The sequence below is a fragment of the Luteimonas sp. A478 genome, assembly GCF_054052025.1.
This window is the reverse complement of the sequence record NZ_JBSVRF010000004.1, coordinates 121,393-136,593: the sequence shown is the minus strand read 5'-3', so window position 1 is coordinate 136,593 and position 15,201 is coordinate 121,393. Positions and strand designations below refer to the sequence as shown.

At 66.6% G+C, this 15,201-nt stretch carries 19 protein-coding genes; 5 read left to right on the top strand and 14 right to left on the bottom strand.

Annotated features, from left to right (window positions below; genetic code table 11):
• Window position 1: 1 nt before the first annotated feature.
• The 10 genes from ACW7G3_RS09615 to ACW7G3_RS09570 form a co-directional block, all read right to left on the bottom strand.
• A complete protein-coding gene (locus tag ACW7G3_RS09615) occupies window positions 2-265 on the bottom strand; it encodes a hypothetical protein (RefSeq protein ID WP_456982556.1) in 264 nt (87 codons plus the stop codon).
• Window positions 262-459 carry a hypothetical protein gene (locus ACW7G3_RS09610; protein WP_456982554.1) on the bottom strand — a complete coding sequence of 66 codons (198 nt, stop codon included), beginning with the start codon at window positions 457-459 and terminating at the stop codon, window positions 262-264. Before ACW7G3_RS09610 ends, ACW7G3_RS09615 begins: the two co-directional genes overlap by 4 nt.
• A 39-nt stretch (window positions 460-498) precedes the next feature.
• Complete coding sequence (locus ACW7G3_RS09605; RefSeq protein WP_456982552.1) at window positions 499-936, bottom strand: hypothetical protein; 438 nt, start codon at window positions 934-936, stop codon at window positions 499-501.
• 225 nt (window positions 937-1,161) lie between these two features.
• Window positions 1,162-2,379, bottom strand: coding sequence for an AAA family ATPase (locus tag ACW7G3_RS09600; RefSeq protein WP_456982550.1), 1,218 nt, complete (start codon window positions 2,377-2,379; stop codon window positions 1,162-1,164).
• On the bottom strand, window positions 2,376-2,567 hold the full coding sequence (locus tag ACW7G3_RS09595; protein ID WP_456982549.1) for a hypothetical protein: 192 nt from the start codon (window positions 2,565-2,567) through the stop codon (window positions 2,376-2,378). Before ACW7G3_RS09595 ends, ACW7G3_RS09600 begins: the two co-directional genes overlap by 4 nt.
• A gap of 113 nt (window positions 2,568-2,680) precedes the next feature.
• Entirely contained in the window at window positions 2,681-2,917 is a 237-nt protein-coding gene (locus tag ACW7G3_RS09590) for a hypothetical protein (protein WP_456982547.1), read from the bottom strand.
• Window positions 2,914-3,135: a helix-turn-helix transcriptional regulator gene (locus ACW7G3_RS09585; protein WP_456982545.1), complete on the bottom strand. Its 222-nt coding sequence runs from the start codon at window positions 3,133-3,135 to the stop codon at window positions 2,914-2,916. The genes ACW7G3_RS09590 and ACW7G3_RS09585 overlap by 4 nt, the downstream gene beginning before the upstream one ends.
• Window positions 3,136-3,190: 55 nt before the next feature.
• On the bottom strand, window positions 3,191-3,709 hold the full coding sequence (locus ACW7G3_RS09580; RefSeq protein ID WP_456982544.1) for a hypothetical protein: 519 nt from the start codon (window positions 3,707-3,709) through the stop codon (window positions 3,191-3,193).
• A complete protein-coding gene (locus tag ACW7G3_RS09575) occupies window positions 3,709-3,912 on the bottom strand; it encodes a hypothetical protein (RefSeq protein ID WP_456982542.1) in 204 nt (67 codons plus the stop codon). The genes ACW7G3_RS09580 and ACW7G3_RS09575 overlap by 1 nt, the downstream gene beginning before the upstream one ends.
• Window positions 3,913-3,979: 67 nt before the next feature.
• Complete coding sequence (locus ACW7G3_RS09570; RefSeq protein WP_456982541.1) at window positions 3,980-5,311, bottom strand: tyrosine-type recombinase/integrase; 1,332 nt, start codon at window positions 5,309-5,311, stop codon at window positions 3,980-3,982.
• Between the two features lie 327 nt (window positions 5,312-5,638).
• On the opposite strand from ACW7G3_RS09570, the gene ACW7G3_RS09565 reads away from it, so the two are divergent.
• Window positions 5,639-5,899 carry an exodeoxyribonuclease VII small subunit gene (locus ACW7G3_RS09565; protein ID WP_456982540.1) on the top strand — a complete coding sequence of 87 codons (261 nt, stop codon included), beginning with the start codon at window positions 5,639-5,641 and terminating at the stop codon, window positions 5,897-5,899.
• The gene (locus ACW7G3_RS09560; protein WP_456982539.1) at window positions 5,892-6,794 is read left to right on the top strand and encodes a polyprenyl synthetase family protein; all 903 of its coding nucleotides are present in this window, start codon (window positions 5,892-5,894) and stop codon (window positions 6,792-6,794) included. Before ACW7G3_RS09565 ends, ACW7G3_RS09560 begins: the two co-directional genes overlap by 8 nt.
• A 78-nt stretch (window positions 6,795-6,872) precedes the next feature.
• Here ACW7G3_RS09560 and ACW7G3_RS09555 read toward each other — a convergent pair whose 3' ends face one another.
• Window positions 6,873-7,643, bottom strand: a complete 771-nt coding sequence (locus tag ACW7G3_RS09555; RefSeq protein WP_456982537.1) for a class I SAM-dependent methyltransferase — start codon at window positions 7,641-7,643, stop codon at window positions 6,873-6,875.
• A gap of 336 nt (window positions 7,644-7,979) precedes the next feature.
• On the opposite strand from ACW7G3_RS09555, the gene ACW7G3_RS09550 reads away from it, so the two are divergent.
• Together ACW7G3_RS09550 and ACW7G3_RS09545 are read left to right on the top strand one after the other, a co-directional pair.
• Entirely contained in the window at window positions 7,980-9,800 is a 1,821-nt protein-coding gene (locus ACW7G3_RS09550) for a CHASE2 domain-containing protein (protein WP_456982535.1), read from the top strand.
• Window positions 9,776-11,089: a M48 family metalloprotease gene (locus tag ACW7G3_RS09545; RefSeq protein ID WP_456982533.1), complete on the top strand. Its 1,314-nt coding sequence runs from the start codon at window positions 9,776-9,778 to the stop codon at window positions 11,087-11,089. Before ACW7G3_RS09550 ends, ACW7G3_RS09545 begins: the two co-directional genes overlap by 25 nt.
• Window positions 11,090-11,135: 46 nt before the next feature.
• On the opposite strand, the gene ACW7G3_RS09540 is transcribed toward ACW7G3_RS09545, so the two are convergent.
• Complete coding sequence (locus ACW7G3_RS09540) at window positions 11,136-11,600, bottom strand: DUF4870 domain-containing protein (protein ID WP_456982532.1); 465 nt, start codon at window positions 11,598-11,600, stop codon at window positions 11,136-11,138.
• 48 nt (window positions 11,601-11,648) lie between these two features.
• Window positions 11,649-13,052 carry a metalloprotease PmbA gene (pmbA, locus tag ACW7G3_RS09535; protein ID WP_456982531.1) on the bottom strand — a complete coding sequence of 468 codons (1,404 nt, stop codon included), beginning with the start codon at window positions 13,050-13,052 and terminating at the stop codon, window positions 11,649-11,651.
• A 55-nt stretch (window positions 13,053-13,107) separates the two neighbouring features.
• Between pmbA and yjgA the strand changes: the two genes are divergently transcribed.
• Entirely contained in the window at window positions 13,108-13,650 is a 543-nt protein-coding gene (gene yjgA / locus ACW7G3_RS09530) for a ribosome biogenesis factor YjgA (RefSeq protein ID WP_456974692.1), read from the top strand.
• A gap of 24 nt (window positions 13,651-13,674) precedes the next feature.
• Here the strand turns inward: yjgA and tldD are convergent, their stop codons facing one another.
• Window positions 13,675-15,126 (bottom strand): metalloprotease TldD, encoded by a 1,452-nt coding sequence (gene tldD / locus ACW7G3_RS09525; RefSeq protein ID WP_456974690.1) that lies wholly within the window; start codon window positions 15,124-15,126, stop codon window positions 13,675-13,677.
• Between the last annotated feature and the right edge of the window lie 75 nt (window positions 15,127-15,201).

Sequence of the window (15,201 nt, the reverse complement as noted above, 5' to 3'; positions counted from 1 at the left end):
GTCAGTGACCCCTCGGCATCCGCCCCGGAATGGTCATCAGGCGCTTGGGTTTCTCATAGTCATCCAGCACCTGCCAGACAATGCGCGGACTCTCCGGGTCGAACTCCAGCGCCAGCTGCATGCGCTCGCCGTGCTGTAGCGCCTGCGCGGCCTTGGCGGCAATGTCCGGGGCTTCCGCCTGCAGCTTCTCAAGCAAGGCGTCAGCGAGCGTTGTAGCGGCCTCCACGTAAGCCTGGGCGGCGGCGTCGATCTTCTGGTCGCTCATCGTTCAATCCTCTTCGCAGTGGCAGCCTTCCAGGCGATGCCGGCGTAGACATGCAGGGGCAGCTTTCCTCGCAGCACGTTGAATGGCAGTCGGGCCACCACGGCCTCCGCCTCCTTCTTCGGGGATCCGGCTCGCCTGAGCTGCTTCGCAACTGCACGCTTCGTCAGGGCCACAAGCAAGGTCTTGTCGGTCATTTCTCATTCCTCGGGTTTGAAAATTGTTGCGGTTTAGCTCTAAACAGCTCGGGCGTGGTGCCACGGCTTCGCCGGCGCTGCAGCCTTCCGTGATGTGGTGTCTGCCTTGTCAGCCCGGTAGCGGCTCTGCTGCGTCAGTCGCATGGACCGGGCAAGGGACACCTTCTGCGCCGCCAAGCCCGCCTGTATCTTTCTCAGCTCTTTGTACCGATCAAGCTCACCCGGATCAGCGAGCATCGCCTTTCCAGTTGAGCGAACCAAGTCGGCAACCAGGTCTGACTGGACATCAGCCCGACAGTATTCCGTCAGCAATGGAACGCTACCCGCGTCCCACCACTCGGCAGGCTTCGTCGCTGTCACCTTCGCCCAGACAGCCGCCTCTTCCTCTGTCAAATCATCGGGTGGCTTCACCAGGCGCAACGGCATCGCCGTCACGGTGGCCATTTCAGCCCCCGATTTGCGGCCGCGCTGCTTCACTTTCTGTACTCCAGGGTTTAGAAAAACTACGAATTTAGGTCAGGAGCGATATGGCGTGGTGCTCGATTTTCGAGGTGCTCGAACTTACCGATAGCCCCCGGGCCTGCGTCAGTGCGCCAGTCGTGCGCCAGTGCTGCGCCAGTCGTCCAAGGCAGGCATTGACGCGCGCGCCAGTGGAGCGCGTCAGTGCCAGTGGGGGTATGGGGGTATATAACCGACGCACTTTTAAGCCGCCTCCTGACGCACCATCTGCGCCAGTGCCCAGCGTTCGCCGGGGTGTCGGTTGGGCTTCCTGTATGCCTCCCGCTTGATCCGCTTGCGCCTCTCCAACGCCACCAGCGCGGCCTCCAGGCGCTTGCGTCCCGGCTTGTCGCGGTAGACCTCCTGCAGCTCGGGAAGCTTCTGCAGGGAGTGCCATGCCGTGTACGGGCCTGACTCTGCCGTCGGGACCGTCTGTTCCGCAGTGAACGCCACCTGCAGGATGGTGAGGATGGCATCGGCGTCTGCGTCTGCCTGCAGCTGTGCGGCCTGCTCCTGCGCCTCGGGGTTCACGTCGACCGGGACCAGCACACCATCATTCGACCAGGCTAGATAGATCGGAGCGGCACGCCTGCCCACGTTCAACTTCTCCTGACCCAGCACGATCAACCCGCTGTCCTCTTCCTCGGTCAACGCCAGCCGGGACCGGGCGCTGTTGTGCCAGGCAGTGGAGCCGGAATAGGTATTGCCCCGACTGCCAAATTTGGCGGCGGCTTTATCCACGTGGGCCAGCAGCACCAGGCCGGCGCCGTTGGCCTTGGCAATCTGTGCGAGCCTGCGGACGAACTGACGGACCTGCCTGCGGTCGTTTTCATTGGCGTCGAAACCGTCCGATGCGTTGTCCACGACGATCAGCTGCGCACCTTCAGCGGCCTGTTCGACTTCGGCCATGATCGGGGTGGCAGCCAGTATCCGGTTGCCGTGGTCGTTGATCTCGGTCATCAGGGCGGCGTCAACGTCCGTCCCATCCAGCACCCGCAGCCTGCCGGTCAGCTCGACCCAATCGATGCCGTACTCGCGAACGATCTTCTGTAGGCGGTACAGCACGACAGGGCCGGGATCTTCCAGCGAGACAAACAGGGCGTTCCCATGCTCGACGTGCAGCCCGCCCCAACGGATCCCGGCTGCAACATGTGCGCACCAGGTCAGCGCCAGGGTCGACTTACCTGCGCCGCCATGTGCCCCCAACAGCGTGGCGGTTCCTCGCGGGATCAATGGCTCCACCACGAACTCGGGCACCGGCACGCGGGCGTGCATGGCGTCGGCAATATCGACCTCGACTAGCAGGCGATCGGGTTCCTCTGTCTCCGGCTTTATCCCCAGCACGATGGCGCGGTACTCATCCGACTCAAGCAGCCCCTCGCCGGGAATGGGAACGTAATCAGGGAAGCGCGGCCCTGTCATTGGCGGGCCTCCGGCGGCAGGGGCGCCTCCAGGACGCTGCGGGCGTCAAACAGCCGCAGGGCGAGCCGGTGCAGGCGTTGTGGGGCATCGGCGGGCAACGGCATGTCGCAGGACATCAGCCACGCGCACCGCATTGCGTAATCCAAGTCCGGACTCAGCGCATCGATTGCGCAGGCGTTGGCCGACAAACGGAATTGCAGCCGCTCGATAATGCGGGCATGATTGACTGACAGCCCGTGCCCATTGGTCTGTGCCCCAGCGCCTCGACCCTGCCCGGTCGGGGCGCTCTCGTTTGGCGGCCTCATTCGGTCACCTCCAGCGCCTTGATCTGCCGGATGTGCGTCATGACACCGCTCAGGGTTTGCAGAGCGGCATCGCATTTCTCAGGCGTCGGATCCCGTGCAAGCTCGGTCATCCGCGTGGCAATGCACTCGCCCAAATCGGGAAGCTGCTTGGTCAGGTGGGCCTGATAGACGTCCCGGCAATCGGGCGTGAGGGCAGCCAGACAGCGCAGGGCTTCGATCTCGGGGCCGGTCATGCCGCCTTCTCCGGCTGGCCCTGCGCTTCCAGCCACTGGCGCACCTCACCCCAGCGCCAGCACGTCATGCGGCCTTCGAGGCGGATCGGTTGCGGGAAGTCGCCGGTCTTCACCCTGCGCCACAGCGTCGGGCTGGAAAACGGAATGATGGGGAGCAACTCGCGCTCGCGCAGTAGGGCGCTAGCGGGGAGATTGTCGAACTGAACTTTAGTTGCCACGGTGTCACCTCATGCGATGGGGTGACACTTACTTTATGCATCAGAAACCTAGCGACTAGGAATCCATTTCCGGAATTTCCGGGGCCACGTCCTTACGGTCTTTCCAAGCGGCCTCAACTTGCGTGGGCGTGGTGAATATCCGCGATGTTGAACACCGATCCGCAACACGCTCGAAGATCACCTCCCACGGGTCACCCGTCATCCTCCGCTCGTAGTAGCAATCCCACGCCAGGAACTCGCGGTGGGCATCGTCCATCTGGGCTCTGGGCTTTCTTCCACGCTTCCCTCGCTGGGATCCCCATACCGCCGCGTTGATCGCGTCCGCTCGCTTCTTCTCGCGATCATCCCGCAGCACACTGACCAGCCCGTCTAGGCGATCGGTGAGCCATGCCGTCAGTTCCGGTGGCGGGAGCGTGCCCGCCTTGAGCCAAGCCGCAGCGTGCCCGTAGGCGAGAGCCACGGCCTTCCTGTTGCCAGGCGTGGCGTCAGCCAGCACATGCTCGGGCAGCGCCTTGTGTGGCTCATCAGCCCCCGCCTTGGCAGGGGCTTTCTTCGTTGGCCGTTTGGCGGTCATTACTGGTCCAACAATCCGCGGACCTCGTAGAGCAGTCCCTCCGCTGCCCAGCTGGCGTAATGGATCGCATCGTCGGGCAGATCCTCCAGGCTGGCGGCTCGGATCACCTGCATGATTCCGATCGCTTTTAGCGTCAGCTCGTTGATTTGGTCATAGATTTCGGTCTGCGCAGCCGTGCTGGTGGTTACACTTTCAATTGCCATGATCGTTCTCCTATGGGGAACGGTTGTGGAAGGCGGGCCGGGCGGTAGAGTCGCCCGGTTCCGCCGCTTAACCGGCCTTTCGCCGGATGGGGGTCACGTTGCCCGTAGCAGGCGGCGTGTCGATATAGGCGGCCCAGTCGGCCATCATCCGGGCACGTTTCGCGAGCATGTCGCCGCGCCGATAGGCTGCCTCTGTCTTGTCTCCGATGGTGTGCGCCAGGGCCATCTCGGCCACATCGCGGGGATGGTTGGTGCACTCAGCCGCCCAATCGCGGAACGTGGACCGGAAGCCATGCGGTACGGCTACACGGGGCCTGCCCTTGCCATCGCGCTGCTTGGGGTCCATGAACCCCTGCCTGCCTGCCGCTACGTCCGCCGCGTGCATACGCCGGATGGTGGCTGCCAGCGTTGAATCTGATAGCTCGGTGCCGCCGTGACCGGGAAAGACAAGGTGCGATGCGGCCATCCGTGGAATCCCCTCCAGAAGCTCCACAGCACGCGCAGGCAGCGGGACTACGTGCTCCCGGTCAGCCTTCATGCGCTCCGCCGGGATCGTCCACAGCGCCGCTGCCAAGTCAATCTCGGGCCATGTCGCCCCGCGCACCTCGCCGCTACGGGTCGCAGTCAGAATCAGGAACTCCAGCGCACGCGCCGCGCCGGTCATCTGGCGCAGCGCCTGCAGAAACCGGAACATTTCGGTATAGAGCAGCGCGGGCTGGGAGGCCTTGCGCTTAACCTTGTTGGGACTCGCCAGCAGGTGCTCCAAGTTCCCACCCCAACGGGCCGGGTTGTCGCCCGTGCGATGGCCTGCAACCGTCGCCCAATCCAGCACAGACTCCATACGCATCCGCACACGGCTGGCGGTCTCTGTTTTGGTGTGCCAGATGGGGGACAGCACGGCCTCGACGTGGCGGACCTCGATCTGATCTACCGGCATCACGCCGATGATCGGGCTGGCGTACGTCTGCAGGGTGTTGCGCCACTGCTCCCGGTGCTTGGGGTTTTTCCACTCAGGAGCTTTGGCGGCAATCAGACGCTTGGCGGCTTCATCAAACGTAAACCCCCGGGCGGGCCTCTGGCGCGGTTCCTGCGCTGCCCGGTGCTCGATAGGGTCGATGCCATCACGTAGGAGGCGGCGGGCCTCTCTGGCGCTCTCGCGGGCTTCCGCCAGACCGACCTCCGGCCATGCGCCCAACCCCAGATCACGCCTCCAGGGCTTGCCATCCTCGGTTACGCCTGCGGTGTATCGCAGCAGCCACGACTGGCGCGACGGGCGGACCTGCACATACAAGCCGGGGACGCCTCCCACGGCGATCATCTTCTTGACCCCGGACGCGATGGCGGTGCGGACCGCCGCCACCAGCGCCTTCTGGGTCAGTTCCTTCGCCACCTTCGCCATAGCCCCCTCATCTGGCCCAACGCTTGGGCCGCGCAAAGATGCTATGACATGACACGACGGGAAGCAAGCTTTATTTGTGAATCAAACGCTTGTGGAACTTGTGAGCCGGCATGACACGGCCAGAAGTTCGATTCCCGCCGCCCCCCTCTCCGCCAGTTTCGAAAGGCCCCCGCAAGGGGGCTTTTTTGTGGCTTTTCTTCCAGTCGAAACGCTGGATACCGGCTTCGATGCGATTCGGCGCGACCTGACGGGCCCCGGCGCCCCGCGCCGTATCAGCCCAAGGCTTCACCCGCGCCCTATCCCAACACGATCGCTTAAACTTCCCGCATGCCAAAAGATCCCGCCAACGAACCCTCTCCCGTCGCTGATTTCGAGAAATCCCTCGAACAGCTCGAATCTCTCGTCGACACCATGGAACGGGGCGAACTGAGCCTCGAAAAGTCGCTCGAAGCTTATGAGCGCGGCGTCGGCCTGTACCGGCGCTGCCAGCAGGCGCTGGAACAGGCGGAGCTGCGGGTAAAACTGCTCAGCGATCCGGACAGGCCTGAAGACGCGGTGCCGTTCCCCGGAACGTCCGACGATGGCTGACACCCCGGGCGCTGATTCCGCGCTGCAGCTGGATGTCTGGCGCACGCGGATCGACGCCGCGCTGGAACGCGCACTGGATCTGGTCACCGGGTCGGAGTCGCGCCTGACTGCCGGCATGCGCCACGCCGTGCTGCTGGGCGGCAAGCGCATGCGGCCGCTGCTGGCCCACGCTAGTGGCCATGCCTGCGGAGCGGATCCCGACGTGCTGGACGGTCCGGCCACGGCGATCGAGCTGATCCACGCCTATTCGCTGGTCCACGACGACCTGCCGGCAATGGACAACGATGACCTGCGCCGCGGCCAGCCCACGGTGCACGTGGCTTTCAATGAAGCAACCGCCATCCTGGTGGGCGACGCCCTGCAATCGCTCGCCTTCCAGGTGCTGGCCGACACGCCTGTCACCGGCGACCGGCGCGTGGCCATGCTGCGCGAACTGGCGGTGGCCTCCGGCGCCATAGGCATGTGCGGAGGCCAGGCCCTGGACCTCGCGGCCACCGGCAAGGGCGCCGAGGCCAGCCTGGAGGATCTCGAACGGCTGCACGCGCTCAAGACCGGCGCACTGATCCGCGCCGCCGTCCGCATGGGAGCGCTCGCCGCCGGGGCCGACGATGACCAGCGCAAACAGCTCGACGTATTCGCCGATACGCTCGGACTGGCCTTCCAGATCCGCGACGACCTGCTCGACGTGGAAGGTGAAAGCGAAACCCTGGGCAAGACCGCCGGCAAGGACGCGGCACAGGACAAGGCTACGTTCCCGGCCCTGATCGGCGTCGAGGCCTCGCGTTCCCGGCTGGTTGAATTGGCCGACACCATGTCGTGCGCGCTGGATCCGCTGGGGCCACGCGCCGCCCCGCTGCGCGCTCTTGCGGAGCTGGCAATCCACCGCTCCCACTGATCGGACCCAGGGACGCCGTGGGACCGGGACCCGCTTCCACCTCCAGCAAGCGGTCCTTCACCGGCACTGCTTGACCGGTTACACCGCAACCGCATCCCGGCGCGGGCGCAGCTCGATCTGCAGCAGCCACGCCTGGTCCTGGAAGAAGCGGTGGCGCAGCAGGCGGTCATCAACCCAGCGCGAGGCACGGATGACAGGCCTGCTGTTGAAGAACAGCATGGGCGCATACGGGCGCATCAGGGCCTGGTAACCGATTTGCACCTCGAAATGGCGCCGCAGCAGTTCGATGGCCGCGTGGTCAAAGGGGTATTCGTCGGGCGTGCGCAACTGCGGCGTCAACCTGCGGAAGGCGCGCACCAGCACGTTGCCCTGCGCCGGCTCGATGAATCGCCCGACCCCCCGCGCCGAGAGCTTCCTGGCCAGTGCCGGGGCAAAACGCGGCAGGTCCAGATGATGCAGAACGCCGTGGCCGAACGCGAAGTCCACCTCGCCGTCGGCCATACTGCCGAGCACGTTCGCATCATCGACGCGGAATTCGAACGCGGGCGGCAAGCCGAGCGCCCTGCAGTGGTCAATGGCGGCTGGGCTGATGTCGATGCCCACGTAGCGGCCGCGAAACCTGCGGAGCGCGGACGCATGATCGCCTCGGAAACACCCGATCTCCAGGACGGTGCCGTCGAGGAAATCCGCAGGGACCGAGCCGAACGCATAGACGTCCGCAACAGAAGCGTAGACGTACCCGAGACCACGCCGGCCTTCGTCCTCGCCCTGGATCCGGGAATCGTGGAATTCGGCTTCCGCCCTAACGCGGGCCTCGGCGTCCCGCTGGCCGTTCATGTGGCTGTTCATCCCCTCGTCCGCGGCATGTGTTTCCTGCTTTCACGGGAACCGCGCGGCGAACCGGCCAGCTGCCCCCGTGGCATCGCTCCCTGCATGAGGATGTCCCGTCAGCCGGCCACATCACTTGATCAGCCGCACAGCGAACGGATAGCGGTAAAGCACACCGTCGTTGGACTTGCGCGCCGCTGCACTGCGCGCTCTGGCAGAGCTGGCGATCCACCGCTCCCACTGACCCTGTCCGTCGACGTCTCCGTTTGGCGTGTATGGAGGGGATAGGCGGACAACACAGGGAAAGCAGTGGCGGGAAAGATCGGGGGCCGACTGGCGGGGGCCGTGGATTCGGCCATGGCCGCAGCCAGCGTGCGCTTCATCGATGCCTGGGCGGTGGTGGAGCGCGCCTATCGGCGGCCACTGGCGTGGATCACTCAGCGGCTGGGCTTCGGTTTCTATCCGCTGCTTGCCTTGGTGATGGTGGGCGCACTGGCCTGGGACTGGCAGCACGGCCAGTCGCTGGCCGAGGCCGAAGACGCGGTGTTCGATCGGGTCATCAGCTGGCGGCTGGTTGAACCCGTTCCCAGCGGACGCACCGTGGTGGTGGAGATCGACGACTGCTCGATCGATTACTACCGCGCACGCGGCGAAGGCGGCTGGCCCTGGAGTCGTGAGCGCCACGCCGACCTGCTGGATGCGCTGGACCGGGCGGGCGTGCGCGCAGCCGGCATCGACATCCTCTTTGCCGACCACGCGGCGCATGATCCCGCCGGCGACACGCTGCTGGATGCCGTGGCCGAGGGTGGCAACGGGCGCTTCATCTTCGCCGCCACGCGGCTGCATCCGGACTTCGACGCGGCCTCACCGCTGCGGGCAAGCCGGGTGCCCGGGGCGTTCCGGCTGAATGCGAATGCTCCGGCGCCCGGACCGGCCGTGGCCATGATCCAGCCCTATGGCGAGGCCATGGCCCGCCACTCGGGCTTGGTGAACATCCATCGCGGCCGCGATGGAATGTTGCGCGACGTGCGTCTCTACGAAGCCGCGGGGGGATGGGCCCTGCCCTCCCTGGCGCTGCGGCTGGCGCAGGCGGGCGGCGCCGATGTCGACGCGGCGGTGGCTGCACGTGGGGGAGAACTGCGGATCAATTGGCGCGAGCGCAGTGGGCTGCCGTTTGCCAGCGCCGCCGACCTGATCGAAGGCATGCCGGTGTGCGGCCAAGCGCTGCCGACCCTGCAGGATACCTTGGTGGTCGTGGGCCACACCGCGGCGGGCATCAACGATGCCAAACCCACCCCGGTGGACATGGCCATGCCGGGCGTGGCGATCCTGGCCGAAGCCGTCGAGGCGCTGGCCACGGACAGTTGGATTCGCATGCCCCCGGGCTGGCTGAAGTACGCGCTGGCCAGCCTGCTGGTACTGCTGTCGTGCCTGGTGTTCTGGCGCGGCGAGCCGCATACCGACGTGGAGCCGGTGTTCGTGGCCCTCAACCTGACGCTGCTTGCGATCGCCTTCACAGGGCTCACCTTCTTCGGCTGGTTCATCGACATCTTTGCCAGCCTCGGCTACGGCGCACTCTGCTTCGGCCTGTGCCGGGGATACTCGGCGGTCCAGCGCGGACGCGCCGAGGGCAACTCGGACTATCGGCCTGGATACGATCCCATCGCCCGGCCCTGGCTGCTGCTGGTGCGGCTGCGTTTCGAACCCGACCCAAGCCTGTCCGCACAGCAGGTGAAACGCAGACGCCGGGAGTACCGCCGGGTGCTGCGCAAGCTGGTCTACACCAGCCCGGACATTGTGATGATCGAAGGCGTGATCGAGCGCAAGCACTGGATGCAGCCGATCCTCGATGACCTCGTATTGCTGACTTGGACCGGCAGCACACATGCCGCAGTGAACGCGCGGGCCGGACACGACCTGGATGCGCTGTACGCCGCCCTCAACACTGACAGCGAGCGCCTGGAAGGCAGTGGACGGGTGATGGTGTGCTCAACCAGCACCTGCCTGAATGCTGGCGAGGTCGATGACCACAGCGTCTTTCGACTGCGCCTGCGCGCCCTGCTCGGCCAGGACCTGGAGCGCCTGCCGCAGCGCCCGCTGTCAGCCAATAACCCTTTGCCCTTTCTGTTGGATCCACCCGAGGAGATCGTTCCATGCGCAGCAGCTTCCGCAACCTGAGCCTGGCCCTGTTGGCCAGCGCCCTCATGACCAGCGCAGCGCTGGCAGCCGGCATGCCCGCGGTAGTCCACAAGCGCTCGGTTGAAGTCCGCCAGGCGCCGGATTTCTCGGCGCCGGCGATCACCACGCTCAGCCGGGACACCCAGGTCCGGATCAGCGACCAGCAAGGCCTCTGGTACGCGCTGATGTTGGAGGACGGACGCAGCGGCTATGTGCGGGTCAACGAGGTGCGCATGGCCTACGCCGGCGCGGAAACCCCCGATGCCGCCCGCGGCGCCCTTTTGCAGGGCAATGCCGGTCGCGGGCGGGTCACCGAAACCGCGACCGTGCGCGGCATTGACGCCAGCGACCTGGCCGCCGGTCGCCACGACGAAGCCAGCCTCTCGCGGATGGAGTCCTATCGCGTGGACGCCGCCAGCGCGGCGGCCCATGCGCTGGCGCAGGGCTGGCAGGCCCGCACGGTGCGCTGGCCGGCGGAGGCTTCAGAGCTCGACACCTCTGGCGTCCAGGCCACCCAGGCGGACAAGCGCGGCGCCCTGTCCAGCGCGCGCGGCCTGCTGTCACGGGTGGGGGGCGGCATGCTGGCCAACCAGGCCACCCGCGTTGCCGACCGGGCCATGGGCAAGTCCGACCAGGAGATTGCGGAAGAAGAGCGCGCACTGGGTCCGGCGGTGACCGGGCGCGTGCTTGGCGTAGCGCCCTTCTGGGAAGATGACGCCGCGCAGCGCCGGGTTAATCTCGTCGGCCGCTGGCTGGCATCGCAGACCTCGCGCCCGGACCTGCCGTGGAGCTTTGCCGTGATTGATGACGGCGAAATCAACGCGTTTGCCGCACCTGGCGGTTACATCATGCTGACCCGCGGCCTGTATGAGCTGCTCGCCGACGACGCCGAGCTGGCCGCAGTGATCGCGCACGAGCTCGGCCACGTGGTGCAGCGCGATCACTTCGAAGTCATCCGCAAACAGCAGGTGCGCCAGGCCGGCAAGGACGCCCTGCTGTCACAGGTAAAGGTGCCCGGCGCGGCGGCCTATGCCCGCGACTATGTGGACCAGCACGGCGCGGCGGTGCTGCTGACCGGACTGGACCGGGAGGCCGAATATCGTGCCGACCATGCTGCCGGCATCTACCTGGAGCGCGCCGGCTTCGATCCGCTGGCGTTCTATTCGGTGCTGCAGAAGATGGCTTCGTTCGGCGAACGTCCCGCCCGCCTGGCCCAGCTTTACCGCACCCACCCGCCGCTGGACGAGCGCATGGACCGTCTGGACAGGGTTGGGGAACGGAGCCGTTGAAGCAGGACGGCGGGGCGGCGCGCATGGCGCACGCCGCCCGCCGGAATCACTTGATCAGCCGGATTGCGAACGGATAGCGGTACAGCACACCGTCGTTGGACTTGATCGCGGCGATGATGATGAACACCAGCCCGGTGATGCCAATGATGAACATCAGCGGCAGCGCGAGCAGGAATCCGAGCCCCAGGGTCAACAGGCCGAACAGGAACAGGACCAGCATGATCCCGGCCAGGGTGATGTTGAAGTTCAGCGCCTCTTTGGCCTGGTCGGCCACAAACGGCATGGTTTCCTTCTTCACCAGCCAGATGATCAACGGGCCCAGGAAGCAGCCGATGCTGGCGCCCCAGCCCGCGGTGACCAGCCCTCCCAGCAGGGCCGACAGGTGCGCGAACATCGCCCACTGCCGCTCCTCGGCACTGATGCCACTGGGATGCAGCGGTGGCTCGGAAGCCGGCGGCGGCGGCGGTGCTGGCTGCGGTGGCGGCGTGGCGCCCTGATTTGGTTCAGTCATGTCCCCTCCTTCCAGGCCCGGATGGCCCCGGCGACCGCAAGCATAGCGTTATTGGCTTCCGGCCACGGTCATCGGGCCCATGAGGATCGAGCCGGTGCGCGTGTGCGAACGCGGGTCGACATCGCTGCCCACCGCCTCGATATTGCGGAACATGTCCTTCAGGTTGCCGGCGATGGTGATGCCGTCCACCGGATGCACGATTTCACCGTTTTCCACCAGGAACCCGGCGGCACCCCGGGAGTAATCGCCGGTGATCGGATTCACGCCCTGGCCCATCAGCTCGGTCACCAGTACCCCGCGGCCCATCGTGCGCAGCAGCTCGTCCTGCCCGCCGGCGTTTGCAGCAACCTGGAGGTTGCGCACGCCGCCCGCGTTGCCGGTCGTTTCCAGGCCCAGCCGGCGCGCGGAGTAGCTGCCCAGCACGTAGCGCTGCAGCACGCCGCCTTCCACCAGCGCCGAGTCACGGGTGGCGACGCCCTCGCCGTCGAACCAGGCCGAACGCAGGCCATGGACCAGATGCGGCTGCTCATGCAGCGCAAACCATGTGGGAAACAGCTGCTCGCCCACGCTGTCGGGCAGGAAGCTGGAACGCCGGTACTGCGCCCCTCCGGACACTGCGCCCAGCAGGTGGCCGATCAGTGAGCGCGCCACCGGGGCATCGAAAAGGATGGGGTATTCGCCCGTTGCCAGCGGCCGTGGATCAAGCCTGCCGACGGTGCGCAATGCGGCGCGGCGTCCAATCGCGGCCGCCGGCTCCAGGTCGGACTCGGCCAGGCCGATGCTGTACCAGCCCGCTCGCTGCATGGCTTCGCCGCGCCCTGCAATCAGCGCGCACGAGATGCTGTGCAAGGTATCGCGCTCGGCGCCCACGAAGCCGTGGCTGTTGGCGTAGACCCCCAGCGACTGTCCGCTGCCCACCGAGGCGCCATCGGAATTTGTGATCTGCCGATCCGCGTCCCGCCCGGCTGCCTCGCAGGCCAGCGCCAGTTCGACCGCGCGCTCAGCGTCCAGCCCCCAGGGATGCCAGGTGTCCAGGTCGAGCGACCGGGTCGCCATGCGGGCGGGATCGGCGAGGCCGGATGCCGGATCCGGTTCGGTCACCCGGGCGATCGCGCAGGCCTGTTCCACGGTGGCCTGCAGGCTCGCCTCGCGCAGATCGGCGGTGCTCGCGCTGCCTTTGCGCTGGTTGAAGTACACGGTCACTCCGATCCCGCGGTCACGGGTGGCCTCAACGGTCTCCACCTCGCCCATGCGCGCGCCCACACTCAGCCCACGCTCTTCGGAGCAGCTCACCTCGGCCTGGTCGGCGCCGGCGGCCCTGCATGCTTCCAGCAGGCGCCCGGCCAGCTGCTCAAGGCGCACCAGCCGCTCCCGGCTGTCATCGGTCTGCGCTGCCACGGGGGTCGGGGTCGTCAATCGATTATCCTTTGCAAGTCCGCTGCCTGGCGCCATTCTCGCCCATCCGGCCATTCCGGTGTCGCAGCATTCCAACGATCCAGGAGTCCCGATGCGCGGCATCGATGAAGAAACCGGCGAATACCGCGGCCCCAGCCGCAGCCAGCAACGGCGTGATGCGCTGGAAGTGCGCACGCTCGCTGAAGCGCTGGTGGAACTGTCCTCGGCCCGGCTGGCCCGGCTGCCCATTCCCGATCAGCTGCTGCCGCACATCCACGACACGCAGAAGATCACCTCCCACATCGCCCGCAAGCGCCAGCTGCAGTTCCTGGCCAAGCAGATGCGACGGGAAGACGACGAAACCCTGCACGCGATCAGCGATGCGCTGGATGCCGGCGGTGAGGCGTCCCGGCAGGAGACCGCCCTGCTGCACCGGGTCGAGGCCTGGCGCGAGCGGCTGCTGGAAGAAGGTGATGCAGCCCTGGCCGCATTGATCGCCGAACACCCGCAGGCCGAACCCCAGCAGCTGCGCCAGCTGGTGCGCAACGTGCAGGCCGAGCGCAAGAAAAACAAACCACCGCGCGCCTTCCGCGAACTGTTCAGGCTGCTGCGCGGGATCCTCGAGCAGCCGGAGGAAAGCGCCGACGGCGAGTAGATCCCGCGTCGCCGACGCGCCGGGTCAGGCCCGGGTGCCGCCCACCGTCAGCTGGTCAATCAGCAGCGACGGCTGCCCCACGCCGACCGGAACGCTCTGCCCGTCCTTGCCGCAGGTGCCCACGCCGTCGTCCAGGGCGAAGTCGTCACCGACCATGGTCACCCGCTGCATGGTTTCCGGGCCGTTGCCGATCAGCGTTGCACCCTTGACCGGGGCGGTGATCCGCCCGTCCTCGATCAGGTAGGCCTCGGTGGCCGAGAACACGTACTTGCCGCTGGTGATATCGACCTGGCCGCCGCCGAAGTTGACTGCGTACAGCCCCTTCTTCACCGATCGGATCATTTCCTCGCGCGTATGGCGCCCGGCCAGCATGTAAGTGTTGGTCATGCGCGGCATGACCAGATGGGCGAACGACTCGCGCCGGCCGTTACCGGTCGGCTCGGCCCCCATCAGACGGGCGTTGTGGGTGTCCTGCATGTAGCCCACCAGCACGCCATCCTCGATCAGGGTGGTGCAGCGGGTCGGCGTTCCTTCATCGTCGATATTGAGCGAGCCGCGGCGACCGGCCAGGGTGCCGTCATCGACAATGGTCACGCCGGGCGCGGCCACGCGCTGGCCGATGCGCCCGGCATAGGTACTGGTGCCCTTGCGGTTGAAGTCACCCTCCAGCCCGTGACCGACGGCCTCGTGCAGCAGCACGCCCGGCCAGCCGGCGCCCAGCACCACCGGCATCACTCCGGCCGGGGTGTCCACGGCCTCCAGGTTCACCAGGGCCTGGCGCAGGGCCTCGCGCGCGAAATGTTCAGGGCGGCCATCGCCAAGCAATTCGGCGTAGGAATAGCGCCCGCCAAAACCGGCATAGCCGGATTCGCGGCGTCCGCCCTGCTCCACGATCACCTGGATGTTCATCCGCACCAGCGGCCGGACATCGCCGGCCAGCAAGCCGTCCGAACGTGCCACGAGGAAGGTTTCAACGGCCCCACTCAGGTTCACCATCACCTGGAACACGCGCGGATCGGCAGCGCGCAGGAACTGGTCCACGCGGCGCAGCGCTTCCACCTTCACCTGGCTGTCCAGCGCATCGATGGGGTCATCGGACGGATACAGCAGGCGGCCGCTGCCAGCGGTCAGCGGATGCGGGGCGCGGGCGTCACCGGAGCGGGCGATGGCCCGTGCCGATCCGGAAGCAGCCAGCAGCGCCTGCGCGTCGATCTCATCGGAATAGGCAAAGCCGGTCTTCTCGCCGGAGATCGCCCGTACCCCGACGCCCTGTTCGATCGCATGCGCGCCATCCTTGACGATGCCATCCTCCACCGCCCAGCCCTCGCGCCGGATGTGCTGGAAGTAGAGATCGCCAAAGTCGATGCCCGGCCCCATCAGGGTGCCAAAGGCGCGCTCCAGCCCCCCGCTGTCGAGCCCGGCGGGCTGCAGCAGGCGGCTGTGGGCGATGGCAAGCGGTTCGGCGGTATTGGTCATGATGTCCTTGATTGGGGCGGGAAGGTCAAAGGCCAAGCGGGCGCGGCCACCATTGGCAGTGGCACGGTACCAGCG

What these genes read in the sequence shown, in the direction of transcription:
- ACW7G3_RS09615 (WP_456982556.1), bottom strand. Translation starts at nt 265, where the DNA reads ATGAGCGACCAGAAGATCGACGCCGCCGCCCAGGCTTACGTGGAGGCC.
- ACW7G3_RS09610 (WP_456982554.1), bottom strand. Translation starts at nt 459, where the DNA reads ATGACCGACAAGACCTTGCTTGTGGCCCTGACGAAGCGTGCAGTTGCG.
- ACW7G3_RS09600 (WP_456982550.1), bottom strand. Translation starts at nt 2,379, where the DNA reads ATGACAGGGCCGCGCTTCCCTGATTACGTTCCCATTCCCGGCGAGGGG.
- ACW7G3_RS09590 (WP_456982547.1), bottom strand. Translation starts at nt 2,917, where the DNA reads ATGACCGGCCCCGAGATCGAAGCCCTGCGCTGTCTGGCTGCCCTCACG.
- ACW7G3_RS09580 (WP_456982544.1), bottom strand. Translation starts at nt 3,709, where the DNA reads ATGACCGCCAAACGGCCAACGAAGAAAGCCCCTGCCAAGGCGGGGGCT.
- ACW7G3_RS09575 (WP_456982542.1), bottom strand. Translation starts at nt 3,912, where the DNA reads ATGGCAATTGAAAGTGTAACCACCAGCACGGCTGCGCAGACCGAAATC.
- ACW7G3_RS09570 (WP_456982541.1), bottom strand. Translation starts at nt 5,311, where the DNA reads ATGGCGAAGGTGGCGAAGGAACTGACCCAGAAGGCGCTGGTGGCGGCG.
- ACW7G3_RS09565 (WP_456982540.1), top strand. Translation starts at nt 5,639, where the DNA reads ATGCCAAAAGATCCCGCCAACGAACCCTCTCCCGTCGCTGATTTCGAG.
- ACW7G3_RS09560 (WP_456982539.1), top strand. Translation starts at nt 5,892, where the DNA reads ATGGCTGACACCCCGGGCGCTGATTCCGCGCTGCAGCTGGATGTCTGG.
- ACW7G3_RS09555 (WP_456982537.1), bottom strand. Translation starts at nt 7,643, where the DNA reads ATGAACAGCCACATGAACGGCCAGCGGGACGCCGAGGCCCGCGTTAGG.
- ACW7G3_RS09550 (WP_456982535.1), top strand. Translation starts at nt 7,980, where the DNA reads ATGGCCGCAGCCAGCGTGCGCTTCATCGATGCCTGGGCGGTGGTGGAG.
- ACW7G3_RS09545 (WP_456982533.1), top strand. Translation starts at nt 9,776, where the DNA reads ATGCGCAGCAGCTTCCGCAACCTGAGCCTGGCCCTGTTGGCCAGCGCC.
- ACW7G3_RS09540 (WP_456982532.1), bottom strand. Translation starts at nt 11,600, where the DNA reads ATGACTGAACCAAATCAGGGCGCCACGCCGCCACCGCAGCCAGCACCG.
- pmbA (WP_456982531.1), bottom strand. Translation starts at nt 13,052, where the DNA reads ATGGCGCCAGGCAGCGGACTTGCAAAGGATAATCGATTGACGACCCCG.
- yjgA (WP_456974692.1), top strand. Translation starts at nt 13,108, where the DNA reads ATGCGCGGCATCGATGAAGAAACCGGCGAATACCGCGGCCCCAGCCGC.
- tldD (WP_456974690.1), bottom strand. Translation starts at nt 15,126, where the DNA reads ATGACCAATACCGCCGAACCGCTTGCCATCGCCCACAGCCGCCTGCTG.